Below are 19,105 nucleotides of genomic sequence, written 5' to 3'. Positions count from 1 at the left end.
TGCTGGCATTCACTTAACGATTTAGCTACTTGAGCATTTGCGGATAACTTTGTAATTCTGTCTCTTTTATTCACCCTATCCACCTCGTTTTATACAAAATTCAAATTGTATTAATATCCGTTATCTTGTCTCTCAAAATTCTCCGCATTCTTTTCTTTGTATGAATGCACAATGTCCTCATAGGTAAATCCATACAAGTAGCAAAGACGGAAGAAAATACCGAACGCTCTTCTTAAATGTCCCATCGTTGTAGTTAAATCTCTGTATTGGCACCATGCCCTTTTTGCAGTCAACACATCTTGCATATACCATTCGAACAGCATATTTACATCCTTTGTATTCTTCTTCATGATAGATTGGATATAGAATGATGGAATTAGTTTGTGTCTCCATGTACACTTATCTAACTCAATCACAATATTCATTAGAAAATGGAATCCATCGATTAACTCTTCTAAGAGTCCGCTTTTCGGAATCCCAAACCCCGTACTCCACATCTTAAATGCCCGCGTTTCATTCCACGCTTCCCCGATTTCAACTAATAACGCTCGAAATAGCATATCTGCCTTATCGTTCCCCTTATATCCAATGCGCTTGTCTAGTTCCTTCTGCATTTCGAATAGTTCCGTAATATCGAAAGTTTGTTTCTTCTCTACTTCTGTAATTTCGTGTAATTTAATCATCATAGATCCACTCCTAATACAAATTTCAAAAGATACATAGCGAGCGTGATAAGAAACCACGCTATCGCTACGACCGCGAAATCTTCTTTCTTCATTCGAACCACCATGCCGCAATAGTAATCACCCAAACTAGCACAATCCACTTCGTATCACTCATTGTCACATCCACCACTTTCTGCTCTCAGTTAAACTTTCTTTGGTTGAGCACCGTGTACTACTGCAGCACGCGGCAAAAAGTTTCTAACAAGATATAATGCTTCATGTTCATCTTTTGCATTGATATCTACATTTAGCTCACCTATCATTGGCGGGATCTCATATGTAACTACAAATAGATACATCTCAATACCCACTCGCTTGACGCACAAAGTTTTCTTTGTTTTTCTCTTTATAAGCACGCACAATATCTTCGTATTTATATCCATATAAGTAGCAAAGACGGAAGAAAATGCCGAACGCTCTGCTCAAACGGGTCATTGCTACATTAAGATTTTTGTAATAACACCAGGATTTTTTAGCAGCCAATGTATCTTGTATGTACCATTCGAACAATAAATTGACATTCGATACATTATTTTTCATAATGTGTTGATAACAAAAGTGCGGCACAATTCTACGTTTCAATGTATACCGGTCTAACTCAATAACAATATTCATAAGGAAGTGAAACCCATCTATCAATTCTTCAAGAAGACCTTGCTTTGGTGTTCCGAATTCTACACTCCACATTTTGAATGCTCTTGTTTCATTCCATGCTTCACTAATCTCTACTACTAATGCACGGAATAACATATCTAATTTGTCAGTACCTGTATAAGCGATACGCTTGTCTAGTTCTTTTTGCATTTCAATCAGTTCCGTAATATCAAAAGTTTGTTCCATCTCTTCTTTAGTGATAACGTGCAATTTTGATACATGTCTCATTGTGCATATACCCCTTTACGAAAGTCTTTAATAATGTTGCCTTGTTCATCAAAATAAACGATCTCCCAGTGCGGATGAAATCTAAACTTATGAGGATTTCCATCTAGTACAATAAATAAATCGTTTTTACAATTCCCAACAATCGTTCCCATTTTTCCTTGTACCTCAACGCGCATCCCTCGTTTAGCAAAATGGATTTTTCTGTAACGGCACATTTTTTGAAATGGCTCCTCCTTACCAAAAAGCGTACTAATATCAACAACATCCTTGTATTCACAAACGATAAATCCTTTAAATATTTCGAAAGGCATATCTATATAACCTAGCTTTTTCATTTGATTATAGTAGTGATATTTAGCCATTGTTTCATTTTCTTTTTCTACAATATGCTCACAACGCCATTGTGGAAAAATTGTATAAACACGGAATTTATACAGACTTTTCATCGCATTTCCTCCTGTTCATTATTGTCACAATCAGTAAGACCGCCAATTCTATCTCGTCCAATTCCCATAATTGGCGGTCTTTCGTTCTATAACACTCCAAATCTATTAACAGATCGATTAACTTTTGTTTCCGCAATTACTTATTTCACCTGCATCACATTTCATTTTCGAATCTTATCGAATACTCTAATTGCTATAGCGGACAAAATTCCCAATATTACAAAAATAATTAACGTATCCAGATTCATATCAATTTAACCCGCTCTATCTTCGTTGAAAAATAATATTTCTAGCTCATCCGGGTCCACTTCATATCGTTTACCAGAATTGATAATCATAATAGCAACCTTCCCTGTCTCTTTATCTTGATGTAATACTACTGAAGCATTTACATCATCACTAACATAATCACCAGAATGGAATTCATTATTTCTTCTATTTTTGGAAGCGAAGACTCTGCGGCGTTCTTCCCAATATTGCTCGTCTTCTGTTGCTAACCGACATTGATCAGCATATTGCCAGCCTTTATCTCCTGCGTTCATTACGTTTGTATTTCCCCAAACGCCATATACCTTAATTCTCCCTGTTTTTGAATCTATATCTAAGCACTTAACTCTCGCAAATGTTGTATAATCTTCGCACTCAAACGCTACCCAATCACCTAATTCAAAAGGCGTTTTAATAAATACCGGTACTGGAATGGCTGCTACTGCTATTTTCATTTCGAATTCCTCCATTTTATACATACTCAATTACAAATTGTGGTTTAAATTCCGTACTATCTAAGAAAATTCTTATCTGTTGTGGTTCCTGGGATTCTCTTGCTTTCCTGCAAAGTTCTTCTGCTGCTTCCCAATCAAAATTACTATTGTGCGCTCTGTTATAACGCCATATAGCTGTTACATAATCGATATACATATCAAAGTGATTATCCTGTCTTACCGAGCGCGGCAGCTCGTCCGCGCTCCATACATCGCAAGGAACAATCACCAGGACGTCTACAAAGTCCGGATGTCCAGGACGATGTTTTATGTTAGCTTGTTTGATATCAAAGGGTTCTCCGCGCATCACAACTTTTGTATCTTTTATATTTGTTATAACGGGTGGATCAATAAACAAATTCTCCGAAAAAATCGTCAGTTGCTCTGTCACGTTGATCACCTTCTTTTAATTGCAATGTATATACAAGCTTTTTATCTAACAAAGCCCCTGTTACTGCATTCATCCACAAGTGCCCACCAATCTTTCTTTGTAAGAATTGCAGAATTGACAAAATTTCATCATTAGACAGTTTTACAAACACACCTAATTTTTCTTGATTGAATTTACCACCACGCTTTTCAATCTCCAAAGAAATGTTATTTTCTTTTACATATTGTTCTGCTTTAACCAAATTAAACTGTCGTACTTTATGCTGCCCGTACTTTTTTGTAATCAGCATTAGCATATCTTTAAGCACTAATGTATCAATTACTTTTAATTTACTTTCTATTTCGCCGCGACAGCTTTTACAAAGCGTTTTCTCACACCCGTCGATATACATATTTTTCACATCAGCAGCAGGAATGGTATTCCCGCAAATATCACACCAATCACCACTATCAAGCCAAGAATGATTCATTACTTTCAACTCCCTACCACTTTATTTTTTAAGGTTAAAATTTATCAATCTTTATATTTTTATATATGCACTTTTTAATGGCCGCTTGTGCATATATTGTGATATACTTGCAAATGTAAATTTATTTCGAAAATCCTTATTGGGTACCCGTCTTCACGATGGGTCTTTTTTTATGCATTTTTACGTATTTGTTTAACTACTTCCAGATTCCCACCTATTGCCGCAAGATGATCCGCTACGCCAAGCACATCGTTCCGTTCTTTATTTCTACGATATTGATTTTGTTTCTGTTTTTGCTTGTACAATTCAATTAGTTCTTTTTCAACCGCAGCTGCTTCTTCAGCTTGTTGATTACATAATGCCTTTAATTCTCTTGCAGCTGTGATTTCGCCATCGTTCATAGCTCTATCGCATTGACGCAGCAAGATTTTACGATTTGTCATGTACTCACGCAGTTTGTTTTCTAACTTCTCAGCTCTCTGTATATGTTCTGGAAGCACTCTATCAGCTAATCCCATTCATTTCACCTCAATTTCAGCTACATCGATAAGGATGCAGCTGAAAGATATATGAATTGCTGTTACGCAATAATAAATACTTTCTTATTAGCGATTTCATCTGCTAGTTTTTCAGTTAAGTAGTTTTTAATGTTTTCAATCGCTAGCAATTTCCACGCTCCACCATCCGCTTCAAACAACGCACATTTCGGTCCATTTTGCATGCGGAAAACAAAAGGGCTCTCTGGTTGTTCTACTTCAACAAACGTGCGGAATGGTTGTAGCATGACAGGATTCGGAACTGCTACATTGGCTCTTGTTGCAACACCCGTTTGAGCAACCACAGATTGTGAAACTCCATCATCACCAATTTGATTCACTGCTTCTTCACGAATATTCCCGACAACTTTCAGCATTACATCACGATCATCATTTTTAACAAATGCAGATTGCAAACTAATATTAAAGCTCTCTGCATCATGAAATCTCTCGAATGCAAAGTGGGGAACAAAAGCCTCGGCTCTGATAAAAACATTACGGTTATAATCATCATTAACTTTTGTGAAACAAGAGATATTTTTAGGATTTTCAACATGGATCATTAACGGATGATCACCGTCGAATTCCGACTTGATATAATCTACTAATCCAGACAAGCTGTTAACAGTAATTTCAGATGCTGTAGGCTCCTTTACTGGATATAACGGTTGAGTAGAATATGGTCGATTATTAATTCTTTCAACCTTTACTCCTGCTGTTTCTAGTAAGTATTCCATTGCTTGTTTAATCATTTTTACGGCTCCTTTACTATTTATTAGTTAGTTTGTTGTTTACGAAAATCCACAATAGCCGGTTCCATTGTTGTTGGCTTATTTTGCGTTTGCGTTTCTTCTGAAACTACTTTTTCACCAATATCATTAGCAATATCTCCATCCCTATCAATGAACATTTGCCCTTTAATACCAGAAGATAATTCTTGCCCAACGATTTCACCTGTAGCATCTTGGCCCATTAAAATCTTAGTGCCTACTTCTTCAGCTGGAGCTAAAGTGGATTTCGCTTGGACGATACAATCCAACACTTCGCGTTTTTTAGTACCAGAAAGCGTTAAAGTTAACGTGATTTTTCTTTTTTTAGTTGGATCCGTGTTTGGATCTGCTATGTTCTCTAAAACCCGTTGGAACTCTGTGTCAAATCTTTCTGCAAGAGCTCCTTCGGCAAATGTATTTAAATCAATTGACATTTGTACAACCTCCCTATACTAATCTTGGACGCCAAACTTTTATGTAATCTATTACTTCCTCGAAGTCCTTCTGGCGTACATTGTGATAGCTATTTACAGCAAACCTTGCATATACATCTTTCCAAATTGCTGAAAATACCTTTCTTCTTGTATCATGAATATTTTTATTCACAATCCCTTCATCCCAAACCTTATAAACGCGACGATTAACAGCATTTCTAATTGCGGTTTGTTGGCTATAATCCACTGTCATACGTTGATTAAGATCATTTTTAATTTCTTGTACTTCTGTCTTAATCTGACTCAGATCCTCTTCATGAGTAAGAGCTAATTTTAAAGTGGCTACTAATTGTTCTCTAGAAGTCGGAAGAGCCGTCTGTTTCTGTTTTATATACTCTTCCATCCGATTAAATTCATTTATGAACATCTCCTTAAATTTAGCTGCCTTTTCACCTGTATATCCCATCACCAGAAACATCAGACCATCTCGTTTAAGAAGATATTTCTTATTTCGTTTTCCGCTTCGATCCCTGTATGCACTCACGCCAAAATTGGCTTCAGCAAATTCCTTGCTGCATTGCAATTCTTCGATAGAACGAATAACTTTTGCATGTTCTTTATCAAACACTTCTGCCACAGTAAGACTATCTGTTACAACTACATCGCCATCCATAAATACTAAATGACTAATTGGTTCCTGAATGGATTGTAACGAATTCACTATGAAACCTCCTTTGATCACTCAACACATCATTGTGCTGAGTGATATATTAGTGATTAATTTTCATTCTCTTGAGTTTCATGGACTTGTTCGAACAAAAATGCTAAATGTTCCAATTGAATGCCACCTCTTTCAACTTCATTCAACAAAGTAGTAATATCACGACTCATGTTAGACCTCCTGTTTGTTGAATTAAATTCAACATATTGTTTTGAAAAATCATTTCAATAATTCCGCGTAATCAATATGTAAAACGGAACATATCCTCTTTAAACGGAAATCTGGAATGTTAACATTGCCTTTTTCTATTTTATTAATAGATGATCTATCCTCATAACCTACTAATTTAGCCAGTCTTTCTTGTGATAAACCTTTACGTTCTCTTTTTTCTTTAATTATTCGAGGATTATAAGAAATTGTCATTCAATCACCTCACTCACGAATACATAATACCATTATGTTGAATTTAATTCAACATTTTTCAATCGCATTCTACATTTTATCTTTTCAACATATAGTTGAATTAAATTCAACTATATGTTAAGATGTTGAATGTAGGGGGTGAAAAAAATGGAAAACATATTCGGAAACAGGTTAAGAGAATTGAGGAAAGTGAAAAAAATGACACAGCAAGATCTCGCAGACAAATTAACTTTATCCAAATCTCTTATTTCCAAATATGAAAATGGCGCAGCTAAACCCTCTTATGAGGTTTTAGAACAATTAGCGCATATATTCGATGTAAGTGCAGATTATTTAACTGGTAAAATTAACACTTATATCGATGATGAAGATAAAGAAAAACAAATTAATTATTTATTACAGAAATACAATAAACTAGATCAAGAAAAAAGAAATAAACTTATAAAAATTCTTGATGCATTCTTGGAATTATAAGAAGGTTGCTAGCGCAACTTTCTTTTTTATGCCCATATTATACCACAAAACGGAACGTTTGTTCTAGTTTAGTTTGATTATTTTATATACTTATTATATAAAATGTCTATTTTATGGACATTCATAGTATAAACATACTATTCGATTTATAATTCTCAGTATGAGAGAATTTAGCAAAATGTTGAAAAAGATGCGAAATTCATACGGGTTAACTCAAGAAGAATTAGGAAATAAGCTTAATTTAAGCCGCGGTCAAATTAAGAACTACGAGAATGGTTTTGAACCAGATTTAGAAACTTTAGATCGTATCGCCTCCTACTTTAACGTACCTGTTGATATTCTTTTAAACAGAAATATAAAACCTAACACAAAAATTATTGAAAATACACTAATTGAAATCCAACAGATAATCGCTTCCATGAATGATGAACAACGAGAAGATTTTTGTAAAAAGTTACTTCCTTACGCAAAATTCTTAGATAAAGATATAAGGATGTAGTTTTTTTAAAATCCTTCGTTCTTTTTCTTGGCTTTATTTTACATGGAAAAATATTCTGATTCTAGCGGTAAAATGTACATAATTTTACAGTTTTATCAAGGTAGCCTATCAGCTGCCTTTTTTTGTTTTATTTTTCGACAAAATATGACAATATACAGATATTATGTTTGTTACTATTGAATGAGAAATTTTACGTTTGAAAGGGGAATTCTAGAATGAGTGATAAACAAAAAGAGAAAAAACCTAGCGAATCTGAAATCGCTAAGAAATCCATAGCAGCTCAGTATAAAAATAAATACAGTGAAACTCCTCTTATTGTCTCTGCTAACTTACCTAAAATGACTGTAGGATATGCTGCCGTTACCAAAGAGCACGTTGAATTGTTTACATACGATAAGACTTTAAAAGAAGCGGTTAGTATCGGTACACACAAATTCGATTCATATGCAAGTGTATCTGTAGATCACTTTGCATTGAAATCTGTTTTTGAATTTAAAGGGACTAATGAATCATTTACATTCGTACCCACTGATAAAGGGAAAGATATTGAGTCATTAATACGTTCTAATACAACGCTAGAAATAATAAAGTTAGAACGGAAATGGTATCAAAAGATACTAGGATTCCGTTCGGGGAAAAAGTGGAAAATGGTTGTAGCTTGTTTAGGTTATTTACTCATACTTGGTACGATTGTTAATATGTTCTCTGGCAAAAATGATAATAGCCAACAGAAAGCTAATGAAACTATACAAACTACATCGGCAGCAGAGCAAAAACAGCAGGAAAAAGAGGAACAGAAACAACAAGAAAAAGAACGTGAAGAGTTGATTAAACAAGCTCAAGAGAAAGAGAAGACGAAAGCTGTAGCTAAAGAAAAAACAAAAGAAACCATAACGGTGGAATTTAATGAAGAAGGTAAGAAAATGGCACTAGAGCAAGTAAAACAAAATCCTTTGGTTCATGATGCTCATATAGAAGTAAACGGTAAAACGATTGTTATGGCTGTTATTGTTGGAGCAGCAGTCAACAAAGAAGCCGCTAAAGAAATCGGAGATAACTTTGTGCGTAATTTAGGAGCGTTTTCTGGAGGAAAGCCACCAGAAAAATATTACTATGGAGAAATCTTTGATAACTATGATCTACAAATTGGTGTAGGCACTGGACCAGATAACATCATTGTTCAAGGTGCTAAAGTAACAAGTGCTAAGAAAATTACCTGGTAATCAAGTCGACAGTCGAGGGTGGATTTTTCATTGTCTTTATTCAAAAATTCTACAATGAATCCCATGGTTATCACCTCCTCCCATCAAAAATGGAAAGAAGCTAATAACCAATCACCCTCACAATATACAGTTATATATAGTCTATCCCACCATTCTATTAGAAGTAATATCATTGGAATAAACTAAATCTCTATTGTAGCGATACCAAATATAATACCGCGCTGTGGATAAGTATGTTTATCCACAGAAAAAGACCGACATTTATTGTCGGTCTTCGTATTTTCTCTTCTTTTTTCCACAAACTTCTGCTATCATTGGAAGAGTAGATATATAAATTGCAAATGTAAATGTTTTATATAAATTTAAACAATTAAAAAACCCCGATGAAAATTTTCAAAGGTTCGTAGAGTTTGGCCGCTCCTGCTAACCGATGAAAATTGGAAAATGGAGATCGAGGTTTGTTTTCACATATTTAATTGCTACCTTTATGATAGCATAAACTAAAAAAAATGTGAACAACAATCCTCTAATTTCCTATACCCATTTTTGGGCGGGGTGGAAAATGGAGGATTTTTATTATGTCTGAAAACAAACAAGGAAACAAAATTTCTGGAAAAAAAGCTACAGTAGACGCGTATATCAAACTACATCAATTCCTAATGTTTGATGATAATTATCGCAAAATGTCTTCAAATGCTAAAATTTTATATTCATTCCTTCGTAGTAAAGTTCCTTACTTTGAATATATTACTATAACTGCTGAAGAAGCTATTGCCGAAGCAGAAGCGAATGGAGAATCAATTCAAGGCACTAAATCCTATCGTGATGAAGATGGATATATTTATTGTGTCGCTGATAATACAGAACTCTGCTATTTACTAAATGTTTCGGAGTCTACTTTAATTCGTATAAAAAAAGAACTACATAAATTTGGATTGCTATTAGAAGTAAAAATCAAAGATAAATCAAATCGTCTATATCCATTAGAACCTGCTGAAGAAGATCTTCAAGAAAAATGGCAATATGTACAGGAAATTAAAAAACTTCGCGAACAAAAGAAAGAAGAAAATGCTGTAAAAGCAAAAAAATACGCAGATAAAAAGAGAAAAAACGGTAACTTGCAAAATGAAAGTCACGGTAACTTGCAAAATGAAAGTCACGGTAACTTGCAAAATGAAAGTAAAATAGAATTTAATCTATCTAATTCTAGACTTAAGTCTTTTCAAATAGAATCTAAATATCTATCTATCTTTAAGAAAGTAGAAAACACAAATTTATACGATACTACTAAAATTGTAATCGGTAAAAATATAGATAGATTGACAGATAAAAAGTTAAACATCATTGTAGAGTTATTTGATATTTACAAATCTGAAATTAAAGAAGTTGCTTTGAATGCAGTGATTTCTCGTGTACTGAAATCTAAAGTGCAATCAAGCTTTAGAGGTTTATTAGAGAAGTCATTAAAAACAGAAATTAAAGGACAAGTTAACGAATCTACGGAAGGAAATGTACCTGCACGTAAAGAAAAACTTCCAGAATGGATGGAAAAACGAGACCAAGAGGAAAAAACAAGTTTAGATCGAATGAATGAATCCAAACTTGAAGAATTTAAAAAACATGTATTAAACGTTGCGAAAAATATGAATATGACTGTAGATGTTACAGCTATTACATTAGAAAATTATCATGTTGCTAGTACATATTTAGATATGGGGTTTGGTTGGGATGCACTTAGTGAAATTTTTACATTTTTACATCAGAGAAAAAAGATTAAATCTCACTAAACTTTAAAGGGGGAGTCTTACTGCCCGCACATAACAATAAGGAGTGAGTTATCCACATGTGGATAAACACGAATTATTCTAATTTCAAATTGTTACCCGATTGGAAACATCCTCTCTTTCATGGTAAAACTGTACGAAATAATATATCTAAGCATCTATGGCTCAACAAGATACGAAAGTATTTGTTAGAAACATATGACTATACTTGTTCTATTTGCGGATACAAAGGAGCACCAGAAAACGCTAGATATACTATCCATGTACATGAAGTGGAGGAATATGATTTTGATAATTTGGTCTGCCATTTAAGAAAATTAGAATTAGTTTGTGTTAAATGTCACAACATTCATCATTTTAAGCGCGCTTTACAAGTTTTAAATCAGGAGCAGCTAATAGATTTGGCGGAACATTTTATGAAAGTGAATCATTGTAAATCAGAAGATCTTATGCAATGTTATAGAATTCGGCAAAAACAAGATATGGAGTTTATACAGCAATGTATAGAAAATGCGGATGCAAGACAAAACAGAGGGAAACGAATTACTTTTACAGTTCATGAAGATGTTCTATTTCATGATGAAATTGTGAAGCAGTTAGGCAAAAAAGGCTTACTATACCTTCAATAGCAAAATTACAGAACACTATACAACTTAGAGAGGTCATACTAAATGTCGTTTAATAATGAATTCATTACTCAATCCATGAATAATATGGCACTAAAGCTTGCTATATTAATATTTACACCACTAATCATACTGACTCCGTTTGCGTTGCTAGTTAGTAAGTACTGCAATAACAACTTTATAAAACAGATATTCTCTCTATTTGCAGTAGGAGTATATTTATATTGGTTTTGGATTTTCTTTTCGATTAATTTTCAGCAATAAAATAATCGCCCCATCTACTATGGAGGCGATTCAAGAAGGAGATATAAGAGTGAACAACATGCCCTAGATCACTTTTATAATACTGTGTGTTCCAAAATGAATCAAAACACTAAAGTATCGTTTTACTATTGAATAACGCCTTTTTCTCTAGGTAGTTCACCACCTTCTTTCCAAATATCTTCTAAAATTATTAATACAGATTTGCAGTCATCTATTGCACGATGATTAGTAATTGTACCGGATGCTGAGCTTAAAGATACCCATCGTTCAGATTGTATATACTCTGCATATAATTCCATCATACATTCTGATTTTAATTGTTTAGCTGGAACGTGATGGGCTTCACAAGTATAAGCGATTTTAGGAATATCGAACGCAGCATTGTAAATTAATATGGTTTTACCTTGAGAGATAGTTAATAACTTCATGTACGTTTCTTCCCAAGATGGAGCGTCTTTCACCATATCATCGGTAATACCATGTATGCTTGTACTTTCTGCAGGTATTGGAAATGTAGGTTTTACAAATGTATCTAATAACGTATTTCCATATAAATCTATTGCTGCTATTTCAATAACTTCATCACCCAGGCCAAGCCCAGTTGTCTCTGTATCTAAAATAATATAGTTTTCCTTATTTTTTTCAATATGCAAGAATATAGATTTCATATCTTCGTGATGTTCTATAGCAGCGGCTTCTTGTATACACCAGGGACATAAACCATTTACTAAATCAGACTTACGCCGGACGATCTCATCACATTTTTTACAAGTTCGATTCTCCAAAGCTTTTTTTCTAGCTAATCCAAGAGCTTGCTTCTGTTTATCACTTAACTGCCGTTTTGGTACAGCTGCAGCACGTTCGTATAATTTTATATGAGACCTGGTTGAACGTTGATATACAGTTGCAACTGGATCAGTGCCTGGTTTTAGCCCTTCCCTAGCAAGGGTAGTTTTCGTAGCAAGCGTATCAGGAACTTCTGGCCAATTTTTATACTGAATCATATCGAATGAATCCTCCTTTTAAAAAATTTCACGTACTAAATTTTAATTACAAAATTAAACGACAACTCTTAGGGATATTGTAATATTTCGACGAAGACAAGGTTTTTCCCTCTACTATAACGAATGTTATAACACGAGGTGATGGTACCATGACAGAGAAAATAGACAACTCTCAATCTATATATGTAAGCAAAGACGTAGCGACGATACTCAAGATCCAGGAGTCCACTTTGAGAAAGTACTGTATCATGCTCGAGGAACATGGATACCACTTTCATAAGAATGAGCACGGACATCGTGGATTCCTAGATAACGATGTTATAACACTGAGGAAGTTAATCGAAATTAAATCACATCCTGATATGACGTTAAAACAGGCTTGTAACGCAATAATGACATGGGTTAAAGGAAAAGGTATATCAGATGTTGATACGAATGTTATAACGGAAAAAGAGCAGTATGACGAGCGATATGACGAGTTGAAGGGAATGATTCAGCAACAGAATGAAATGTTAAAGCAAATGGCCAAGAAAATGGATGAGCAACAACGTTATATTGATGAGAGATTAGAAATAAGAGATCAGCAACTTATGAGTGCTATACGTGAGATGCAGGAGGACAAACGTGTATTATTGGAAACTGCGGCAACGAAGAAAAAGCCATGGTGGAGGTTTTGGTAGAACCTCCATCTTTTTTATCAACAACAATATAACTGTTATATAATCATTAATAAATTGTTGATGTTTTTCTTTGTTTGATATAAAATTAAGTTAGGATTATATAAGTGTTACATAACTGATATGTAAGAATTAATATTTTTAAGGAGACGATAAAATGACAAAAGTATTTGCGATTGATCACGGTAATGGTGCCGTTAAAATGCGTACAGATGTGTTTAAGAAGACACTTCCGGCAATCTATTCATTTGCTTCTAATGTTGGCGAAGCATTATCTGGGGGCAAAATGAAGCTTAAAACTTATAAAGTTGATGGCGCTGAGTATGTATGGGGCGATGACATCATTAAAGTAAATAATACATTGAACACATACGCCCAACAAAACCGTTATAAAACTAATCAATATATAACATTATCTAAAATTGCACTAGCTGAGATGGCAGCGAAAACAAATGTAAAAAGCTATGATGAAGTTCTTGTTGTAACTGGTGTTCCAAGCCAAGAAATTGGCACAAGAGCAGTTGAGGAAATTAAAGAAGTGTATCAAGGAACTCATGAGGTCGAAGTAAATGGTAAAAAGGTAACTATTAATGTAGTTGATGTAATCGTTCTGGCTCAACCAGTAGGAACTGTTATGAGTCGCTATCTAGATGAAGATGGTTTTGTTGCTGATGATTCCTATGAAGATATGACGGTTGGTATTATTGATATCGGTACAGGTACAACAGATTTAGATGTAATCTCTATGCTGCGTCGTGAAAAAGAATCTACTTCAGTTCCAAAAGGAATGCACGATGTATATGAACCAATCGTTTCTAAAATAAAAAAAGAAACAAGTGCTGCTATTAATGATTATAAGTTGGAAAAAGTGTTCGAAGGCGGGGAATACCAAGCTTCTAAACGTATGGATCCAATCGACTTTAATGAAGAGAAAACAGCTTCAATTAAAGAAGTTTACGATTTTATTGTAAACGGAGTGAACAATGCATGGAAAACATTCGACCGTTTTGACGAAGTGCTTGTCTCTGGCGGCGGCGCGAATACTTTTCATGAATTATTGGAAGAATGGATTGGTAAAGTAACTAAGTTAGAAGAAAGTCAAACTGCGAATGTAGAAGGCTTCTACAGATACGGTAAATTTGAGGTAGGCGAAGAAGATGGCGAATAAGACATACCTTCTGTCTTATGACGATGTATTAGATAAAGACATTAAAGAGTGGCTAGAATCTTTACCACGTAATAGAAAAGCCGAAATGGTTCGTACTGCTATTAGACATTATATGCATACGAGTGGTTCTATTATTATTCCTCCAGTGAAAGAAGAAAAAGTGGAACCTAAAAAAATTGAAAGGAAGCGTCCTAAATTAAGTAGGGGCGGTAATTTCGAAAAAGAATAATTACAAATGAATAAAAAAAGAGAAAGCTCTTCCCAGCTTGCCGGCAACGAAAGAGCTTTCTCTACACTATGAAAATCTGAAAGGATGATTGAACAATGTCAAATACCCTTATCAAATTAACAACTAGTGAACCTATTCTACCACAAAAACGTAGTAAAAAGGAATTGTTCGGAACATTTCGGTATTTTTTTAGAAATCACTATAATCGATTAAATAAGTGGTTTGGAATTGATGAATGTAAAAGTGACCGTATTTGGTACTACGGAACAATCTTTCTTATGTTTTTTCTTCCTGCTGCTACATATGTTGTTTCTAATTTAATATGGCCCTAAATGAAGATATGATATAATAAATTTCGGGTATACTGGGCCATCTTCTATGAGGATGGCTCTTTTTTATTATGGATATACTATTATATAAGGGGAGAGAACATTATTAATGAATAAAGCAGTATTCTTAGACCGCGATGGAATCTTAAATGAGGTATTAACCGATCGGGTGAAATTCGTAAATACGCCAGATGATTTATATTTATTACCTGGAGTTGCAGAATCTATTGCGAAATTAAAACACAGTGGATTCAAAGTATTTACGGTAACAAACCAAGGTGGTATTGGACTTGGATATATGAGTCATGAGCAACTTGAGAATATACATAATAAATTACAATGTGAGATTTTAAAGTTAAATGAATCAGCAATTATAGATGAAATTATGGTTTGTGCACATAAACCTAAAGATGGATGTAAATGTAGAAAACCAGAACCTGGAATGCTATTGGCCCTAGCAAAAAAACATAATTTATCTTTAACAGACAGTTATACGGTCGGGGATCGTGAAGTTGATGTGGCAGCTGGTATCGCTGCTGGTACAAAGACAGTACTTGTTACAAATGAAAATAAACCGACACAAGCGAGTTTTAAGTGTTTAACATTATTGGAGGCAGTTGATTATATTTTAAGAGATAACAAGGAGGAGAATGAGAAATGCCATTTGTAATACGTGGTGAAGGATTCACTTTAACGGATTGTGAACCAGGAAAAGAAGAAAAAGAGTTGGAATTTGAAACGTATGAAGAAGCTGAAAAAACATTAAAATTGATACAGTTCCCTATGCGCAATCCAAATGCAAAAATTGTAGAGATTTAACCCATAATATAGGGTAAATCACGATGTGAGGTTGTTAGGATGTAAATAGTAGTCCGGCCTAACATTTTTGAGTTCTATATAATCTCTTGTGTCATGCGGATTTTAAGAAAGAATAACCATGCAGTTTTCACCCCAACTTCAGTGTACAAATCTAAGTCCCTATATCCTGCATAATTTAGCGTATTTTTTGTTAGGCCGGCCTAACAAAAAATAATCATAAAAAAGGGTCTGCCCAACTTTCGAAAGGATTGAAAACAATGTTACCGGATAAGTATGCGAAGTTTGATCGGATTATTTTAAATGCTAAAAACATAGAGTTTATGAATACTTACATGAAAGAAATTGCAGAAGTAGATCTTCATATCCCTCTCGAACAAGGGGTATTGATTATCGAAAAATGGTTCAATGATAAGGTAGATGTATTTTTTCCATTTTGGCAGGATAAAGAACGAAATGTTATGGTTGTTGAAATATTTACTGAAGAATTCGGTAAAAAGAGAATTGCAAAAGCTGAAATTGATAGCAACGGCAAAATTAATATTGTAGACACAATAATGATGGACGTATCATTTCAGAATTTATCTTTTCAAGAAAAGCAACTCATGCTAAAAGAAATATATAATTTTGTTAATCTTGCTATAGATGCTTTAGCGCGTATTTTTTATCTCATGACAAATTACAGAGAACAAAAGATTGTTACATTAAAAGAAAACACAATTCGTGTAAGTAAAAATAAAACGAATAAAAACAAAAAGAAAAAATCAATAAGTCGGAAGATCAAACGAGTTGAGTATAAATTGTCTTCAGAAGCTTTAGAACAAATGAAAATAACAGCAAAACGTAAGCGATATATGCGTCATACAAATTCTTGGACTCGAAGAGGCCATTGGAGACAATATAAGAGCGGTAAGCGCGTTTGGATAGAGCCAACTACTATTAAATTAAGTGATAATAATGACATAGAAGCTGCAGAATATAGACTATAATTCATTTTGAAACACTCTCTTCGGAGCGTGTTTTTTTCTTTGCAAAAAAATATAAAAAAGTATTGACTGATACGAATTCATATCGTAAAATAAAATTAACAAATGATACTAATTCATATCAAAAAGGAGGAAATAAAAATGAGAAACAACGTTATGGCGAAGGCTTGGGAGATTGCGAAACAAGGAGTTAAAAAATTTGGTGGTAAAGTGAAGGAGTACTTCGCTATAGCGTTAAAAATGGCTTGGGCTCAAGTTAAAGGGGGAAATGAAGTGGTTGAATTAAAAGGAACAGAAAAACAAGTGAAATGGGCTAATGATATTCGTGAAGTTTACTTCAAAAGCATTGATGCTGTAAAAGCTGAAATCGAAAAACATAATAAAAAAGGATTAGACTTTTCTCCATTTTTTGCAAGTATTGAAAATCAAGAAAATGCAAGCGAATGGATCAGTAACTTTCAAGCATTATCTTACAGCGACAACGAAGAATCTACACTTGCTGAAATATTTGAAAACATGACAAAAAACATGATTCAAAACGGAGACCAAACGTTTAAAAAAATCTTAATTCGTCTTTGCGGTGCAGCTTCAAGAGCAAAACGTACATTTAACGAAAAAGCTGAAATTGAGTTTCTAAAAAAACACGGATTTGAAATTTAAAAATAAACGAAAGAGGGTTGAGTAAACATGATATTGAAACAAGTAATGACAGCAAAAGAAATGGAGGAGCTCTATGAGCTCCCTCCTGGAAGCGTTAGACGTGATTTAGCGCGTGGTAGATTCAGAAAGTCAGAGATTTGTAAAAGCGGCGCAACATGGCTTATTACAGCTCGTGAAGCAAAGCGAGTATACAAGAAAGAACTTACTTTCATCAAAGTGCTAGATGATTGGGATTGGGTTAACCTTCATGTTGATGAAGAACTTGAAAATAGCGACTTATACGATATCGTAGAAGGATGGATGAATAAACATCAAATCGATCTTAATCAAGTGAAAGATTTGTATCACGAAGGACTTACTCAAGGGATGGAGAATGGTAGGTACCTTTCATTTTCACAATGGTTCTATGAATATAAAGAATCACAAGAATGGAAATAAGGGGTTGATGAAATGGCTACATTTATTCGTTTAGATGTAAAAGGTGAGTGGAGAGGAACGCAACATCGAAGTATGCGGCGTGGCATTGGGGATGATTGTTGGTGTGATGGTGAATGTGATTGTATAGAGAATAAAAGTGGATGGGAATCTGGCATTAGCTGCTATCAATTAGAATCCAATCACGATGGTCTTGCAATTGAACAACTAAGAAGCTACTGGATGGAACTTGCTATGTTTAGAATTGAAGATTATAAAGATATGCAGCTCACTATTTTTGAAGGTGACGAGTTGCCTGGTGAAGGGTCTAGTTATGAAGATATGGCAAATTGCACGAAAACTATTTTAGAAATAGATGCACAACCATTCATGAAAAAAGTAATGGAAACATACGAGCTGTATTTTGATGAAGAAGAGTTAACAGAAGAACAATATAATGAAGAATTAGGCAACATCATTGCGAATGTATTAGAAAAAGCCGGCTCATAAGATTCGGTCTTTTTATTTGTCGAAAGTTTGTCGAACGAAAAAGATAAAAAAGTTCCATTTCCCTCTTGTAATTATAGTCTTATAAGACTATAATGTAAATATAAGGTTGATACGACAAATCATGAAAGGGGAAATGAAAGATGAAAAAGTTCAACGTTGCGGAGATTATGCAAAATGCTTGGGTAGCAGCTGCTAATGCGGCATTCTTACACGGAGGTAAAAAATCAGAATACTTCGCAGAGTGCTTAAAAGCTGAATGGGCTTTCGCTAAACAATTAAAAAACGCAGCGTTGAACGGAAATAAAAAAGCTCAACGTGTTGAAAAAACAACTAATGAGATCATAGAAATCAAATCTTGGTTTGTTCGTAAGAACTTTTCAAGGGATGAAGCTTATGTAATTGAAACAAATGACTGGATTGAAGTTTTAGAAGAAACAGCAAAAGCTTATAAGTTACGTGTACATAACGCTAAATTTGGTGGTATTACAACTTGGGCACCTAAAAGCTGCTGTGTAGCTTAATGAAAAATGGAGGGGATAATTATGACTATCTTATTAAGTGCAAATCCAATGGTTGAGAAACATCTTAAACTAGCTTTACAAAACAACGTGAACTTCACTTATAACGATCACACTTTCGTTAACTTGAAAGAATTATATATTTTCATTCGTGATAATGTTGCTGATACTGTAGACTTCGAAGAAGTTATGAAAGAGGTCATCGAAACAGCAATGGAAAAAGGCGGGCCAAATTGTTCTTACGAATTAGGATCTCACGAAACGAAAAGTGGTAACACTGAAACAATTAGTTTTGAATACGACTTCGAATATGACGAAGAAGAAGACGAATCAACTAATCATACAATTACATTTTAACAGGTGGTA

30 protein-coding genes are annotated in these 19,105 nt (G+C 34.3%); 17 read left to right on the top strand and 13 right to left on the bottom strand.

Annotation, left to right across the window (positions count from 1 at the left end; translation table 11 throughout):
• Positions 1 to 110: 110 nt before the first annotated feature.
• The 12 genes from MR058_RS20705 to MR058_RS20650 form a co-directional block, all read right to left on the bottom strand.
• Entirely contained in the window at positions 111 to 683 is a 573-nt protein-coding gene (locus MR058_RS20705; RefSeq protein WP_048723936.1) for a dUTP diphosphatase, read from the bottom strand.
• A 185-nt stretch (positions 684 to 868) separates the two neighbouring features.
• On the bottom strand, positions 869 to 1,024 hold the full coding sequence (locus MR058_RS20700) for a hypothetical protein (RefSeq protein ID WP_176371966.1): 156 nt from the start codon (positions 1,022 to 1,024) through the stop codon (positions 869 to 871).
• 1 nt (position 1,025) lies between these two features.
• Positions 1,026 to 1,607, bottom strand: a complete 582-nt coding sequence (locus MR058_RS20695) for a dUTP diphosphatase (RefSeq protein ID WP_087099657.1) — start codon at positions 1,605 to 1,607, stop codon at positions 1,026 to 1,028.
• On the bottom strand, positions 1,604 to 2,053 hold the full coding sequence (locus MR058_RS20690; RefSeq protein WP_087099659.1) for a hypothetical protein: 450 nt from the start codon (positions 2,051 to 2,053) through the stop codon (positions 1,604 to 1,606). Before MR058_RS20690 ends, MR058_RS20695 begins: the two co-directional genes overlap by 4 nt.
• A 254-nt stretch (positions 2,054 to 2,307) precedes the next feature.
• Entirely contained in the window at positions 2,308 to 2,775 is a 468-nt protein-coding gene (locus MR058_RS20685) for a hypothetical protein (RefSeq protein ID WP_242145624.1), read from the bottom strand.
• Between the two features lie 16 nt (positions 2,776 to 2,791).
• Positions 2,792 to 3,205 (bottom strand): cell division protein SepF, encoded by a 414-nt coding sequence (locus MR058_RS20680; protein ID WP_242145623.1) that lies wholly within the window; start codon positions 3,203 to 3,205, stop codon positions 2,792 to 2,794.
• Entirely contained in the window at positions 3,162 to 3,674 is a 513-nt protein-coding gene (locus MR058_RS20675) for a hypothetical protein (RefSeq protein ID WP_242145622.1), read from the bottom strand. The genes MR058_RS20680 and MR058_RS20675 overlap by 44 nt, the downstream gene beginning before the upstream one ends.
• Positions 3,675 to 3,844: 170 nt before the next feature.
• The gene (locus MR058_RS20670) at positions 3,845 to 4,192 is read right to left on the bottom strand and encodes a hypothetical protein (RefSeq protein ID WP_242145621.1); all 348 of its coding nucleotides are present in this window, start codon (positions 4,190 to 4,192) and stop codon (positions 3,845 to 3,847) included.
• A gap of 62 nt (positions 4,193 to 4,254) precedes the next feature.
• Positions 4,255 to 4,962 carry a hypothetical protein gene (locus MR058_RS20665; RefSeq protein ID WP_242145620.1) on the bottom strand — a complete coding sequence of 236 codons (708 nt, stop codon included), beginning with the start codon at positions 4,960 to 4,962 and terminating at the stop codon, positions 4,255 to 4,257.
• 23 nt (positions 4,963 to 4,985) lie between these two features.
• Positions 4,986 to 5,414: a replication terminator protein gene (locus MR058_RS20660; RefSeq protein WP_242145619.1), complete on the bottom strand. Its 429-nt coding sequence runs from the start codon at positions 5,412 to 5,414 to the stop codon at positions 4,986 to 4,988.
• Between the two features lie 13 nt (positions 5,415 to 5,427).
• Positions 5,428 to 6,135, bottom strand: a complete 708-nt coding sequence (locus tag MR058_RS20655; protein WP_242145618.1) for a Rha family transcriptional regulator — start codon at positions 6,133 to 6,135, stop codon at positions 5,428 to 5,430.
• A gap of 219 nt (positions 6,136 to 6,354) precedes the next feature.
• Positions 6,355 to 6,558, bottom strand: a complete 204-nt coding sequence (locus MR058_RS20650; RefSeq protein ID WP_242145617.1) for a helix-turn-helix domain-containing protein — start codon at positions 6,556 to 6,558, stop codon at positions 6,355 to 6,357.
• 147 nt (positions 6,559 to 6,705) lie between these two features.
• Between MR058_RS20650 and MR058_RS20645 the strand changes: the two genes are divergently transcribed.
• The 5 genes from MR058_RS20645 to MR058_RS20625 all read left to right on the top strand — a co-directional run bounded on the left by MR058_RS20645 (position 6,706) and on the right by MR058_RS20625 (position 11,167).
• Positions 6,706 to 7,032, top strand: coding sequence for a helix-turn-helix domain-containing protein (locus tag MR058_RS20645; protein WP_242145616.1), 327 nt, complete (start codon positions 6,706 to 6,708; stop codon positions 7,030 to 7,032).
• A gap of 160 nt (positions 7,033 to 7,192) precedes the next feature.
• Positions 7,193 to 7,531 (top strand): helix-turn-helix domain-containing protein, encoded by a 339-nt coding sequence (locus MR058_RS20640; protein ID WP_242145615.1) that lies wholly within the window; start codon positions 7,193 to 7,195, stop codon positions 7,529 to 7,531.
• A 215-nt stretch (positions 7,532 to 7,746) separates the two neighbouring features.
• Positions 7,747 to 8,754, top strand: a complete 1,008-nt coding sequence (locus tag MR058_RS20635; protein ID WP_242145614.1) for a hypothetical protein — start codon at positions 7,747 to 7,749, stop codon at positions 8,752 to 8,754.
• Positions 8,755 to 9,332: 578 nt separating this feature from the next.
• The gene (locus MR058_RS20630) at positions 9,333 to 10,541 is read left to right on the top strand and encodes a replication initiator protein A (RefSeq protein ID WP_242145613.1); all 1,209 of its coding nucleotides are present in this window, start codon (positions 9,333 to 9,335) and stop codon (positions 10,539 to 10,541) included.
• Positions 10,542 to 10,723: 182 nt separating this feature from the next.
• A complete protein-coding gene (locus tag MR058_RS20625) occupies positions 10,724 to 11,167 on the top strand; it encodes a hypothetical protein (RefSeq protein WP_242145612.1) in 444 nt (147 codons plus the stop codon).
• 386 nt (positions 11,168 to 11,553) lie between these two features.
• On the opposite strand, the gene MR058_RS20620 is transcribed toward MR058_RS20625, so the two are convergent.
• Complete coding sequence (locus MR058_RS20620) at positions 11,554 to 12,432, bottom strand: 3'-5' exonuclease (protein ID WP_242145611.1); 879 nt, start codon at positions 12,430 to 12,432, stop codon at positions 11,554 to 11,556.
• Between the two features lie 149 nt (positions 12,433 to 12,581).
• On the opposite strand from MR058_RS20620, the gene MR058_RS20615 reads away from it, so the two are divergent.
• From MR058_RS20615 to MR058_RS20560, 12 genes are all read left to right on the top strand, one after another.
• Positions 12,582 to 13,112, top strand: a complete 531-nt coding sequence (locus MR058_RS20615; protein ID WP_242145610.1) for a DUF3967 domain-containing protein — start codon at positions 12,582 to 12,584, stop codon at positions 13,110 to 13,112.
• A gap of 154 nt (positions 13,113 to 13,266) precedes the next feature.
• Positions 13,267 to 14,277: a ParM/StbA family protein gene (locus MR058_RS20610; RefSeq protein WP_242145609.1), complete on the top strand. Its 1,011-nt coding sequence runs from the start codon at positions 13,267 to 13,269 to the stop codon at positions 14,275 to 14,277.
• On the top strand, positions 14,267 to 14,506 hold the full coding sequence (locus tag MR058_RS20605; protein ID WP_242145608.1) for a hypothetical protein: 240 nt from the start codon (positions 14,267 to 14,269) through the stop codon (positions 14,504 to 14,506). The genes MR058_RS20610 and MR058_RS20605 overlap by 11 nt, the downstream gene beginning before the upstream one ends.
• A 95-nt stretch (positions 14,507 to 14,601) precedes the next feature.
• Positions 14,602 to 14,838 (top strand): hypothetical protein, encoded by a 237-nt coding sequence (locus tag MR058_RS20600; protein ID WP_242145607.1) that lies wholly within the window; start codon positions 14,602 to 14,604, stop codon positions 14,836 to 14,838.
• Positions 14,839 to 14,944: 106 nt separating this feature from the next.
• Positions 14,945 to 15,505: a D-glycero-alpha-D-manno-heptose-1,7-bisphosphate 7-phosphatase gene (locus tag MR058_RS20595; RefSeq protein WP_242145606.1), complete on the top strand. Its 561-nt coding sequence runs from the start codon at positions 14,945 to 14,947 to the stop codon at positions 15,503 to 15,505.
• Positions 15,493 to 15,654, top strand: a complete 162-nt coding sequence (locus MR058_RS20590; protein WP_242145605.1) for a hypothetical protein — start codon at positions 15,493 to 15,495, stop codon at positions 15,652 to 15,654. The genes MR058_RS20595 and MR058_RS20590 overlap by 13 nt, the downstream gene beginning before the upstream one ends.
• 257 nt (positions 15,655 to 15,911) lie before the next feature.
• A complete protein-coding gene (locus tag MR058_RS20585; protein ID WP_242159584.1) occupies positions 15,912 to 16,640 on the top strand; it encodes an AcrVA2 family anti-CRISPR protein in 729 nt (242 codons plus the stop codon).
• Between the two features lie 138 nt (positions 16,641 to 16,778).
• Positions 16,779 to 17,297: a hypothetical protein gene (locus MR058_RS20580; RefSeq protein WP_242145603.1), complete on the top strand. Its 519-nt coding sequence runs from the start codon at positions 16,779 to 16,781 to the stop codon at positions 17,295 to 17,297.
• 27 nt (positions 17,298 to 17,324) lie between these two features.
• Positions 17,325 to 17,735: a helix-turn-helix domain-containing protein gene (locus MR058_RS20575; protein WP_242145602.1), complete on the top strand. Its 411-nt coding sequence runs from the start codon at positions 17,325 to 17,327 to the stop codon at positions 17,733 to 17,735.
• Between the two features lie 12 nt (positions 17,736 to 17,747).
• The gene (locus tag MR058_RS20570) at positions 17,748 to 18,221 is read left to right on the top strand and encodes a hypothetical protein (RefSeq protein ID WP_242145601.1); all 474 of its coding nucleotides are present in this window, start codon (positions 17,748 to 17,750) and stop codon (positions 18,219 to 18,221) included.
• A gap of 140 nt (positions 18,222 to 18,361) precedes the next feature.
• Positions 18,362 to 18,742: a hypothetical protein gene (locus MR058_RS20565; RefSeq protein WP_242145600.1), complete on the top strand. Its 381-nt coding sequence runs from the start codon at positions 18,362 to 18,364 to the stop codon at positions 18,740 to 18,742.
• Positions 18,743 to 18,763: 21 nt separating this feature from the next.
• Entirely contained in the window at positions 18,764 to 19,096 is a 333-nt protein-coding gene (locus tag MR058_RS20560) for a hypothetical protein (protein ID WP_242145599.1), read from the top strand.
• The last annotated feature ends 9 nt before the right edge of the window (positions 19,097 to 19,105 follow it).

This window comes from Bacillus cereus group sp. BfR-BA-01430, assembly GCF_022663115.1.
GTDB lineage: Bacteria > Bacillota > Bacilli > Bacillales > Bacillaceae_G > Bacillus_A > Bacillus_A cereus_BD.
Note: the sequence above shows the minus strand (reverse complement) of the source record. Positions and strands in the feature narration are given on the sequence as shown.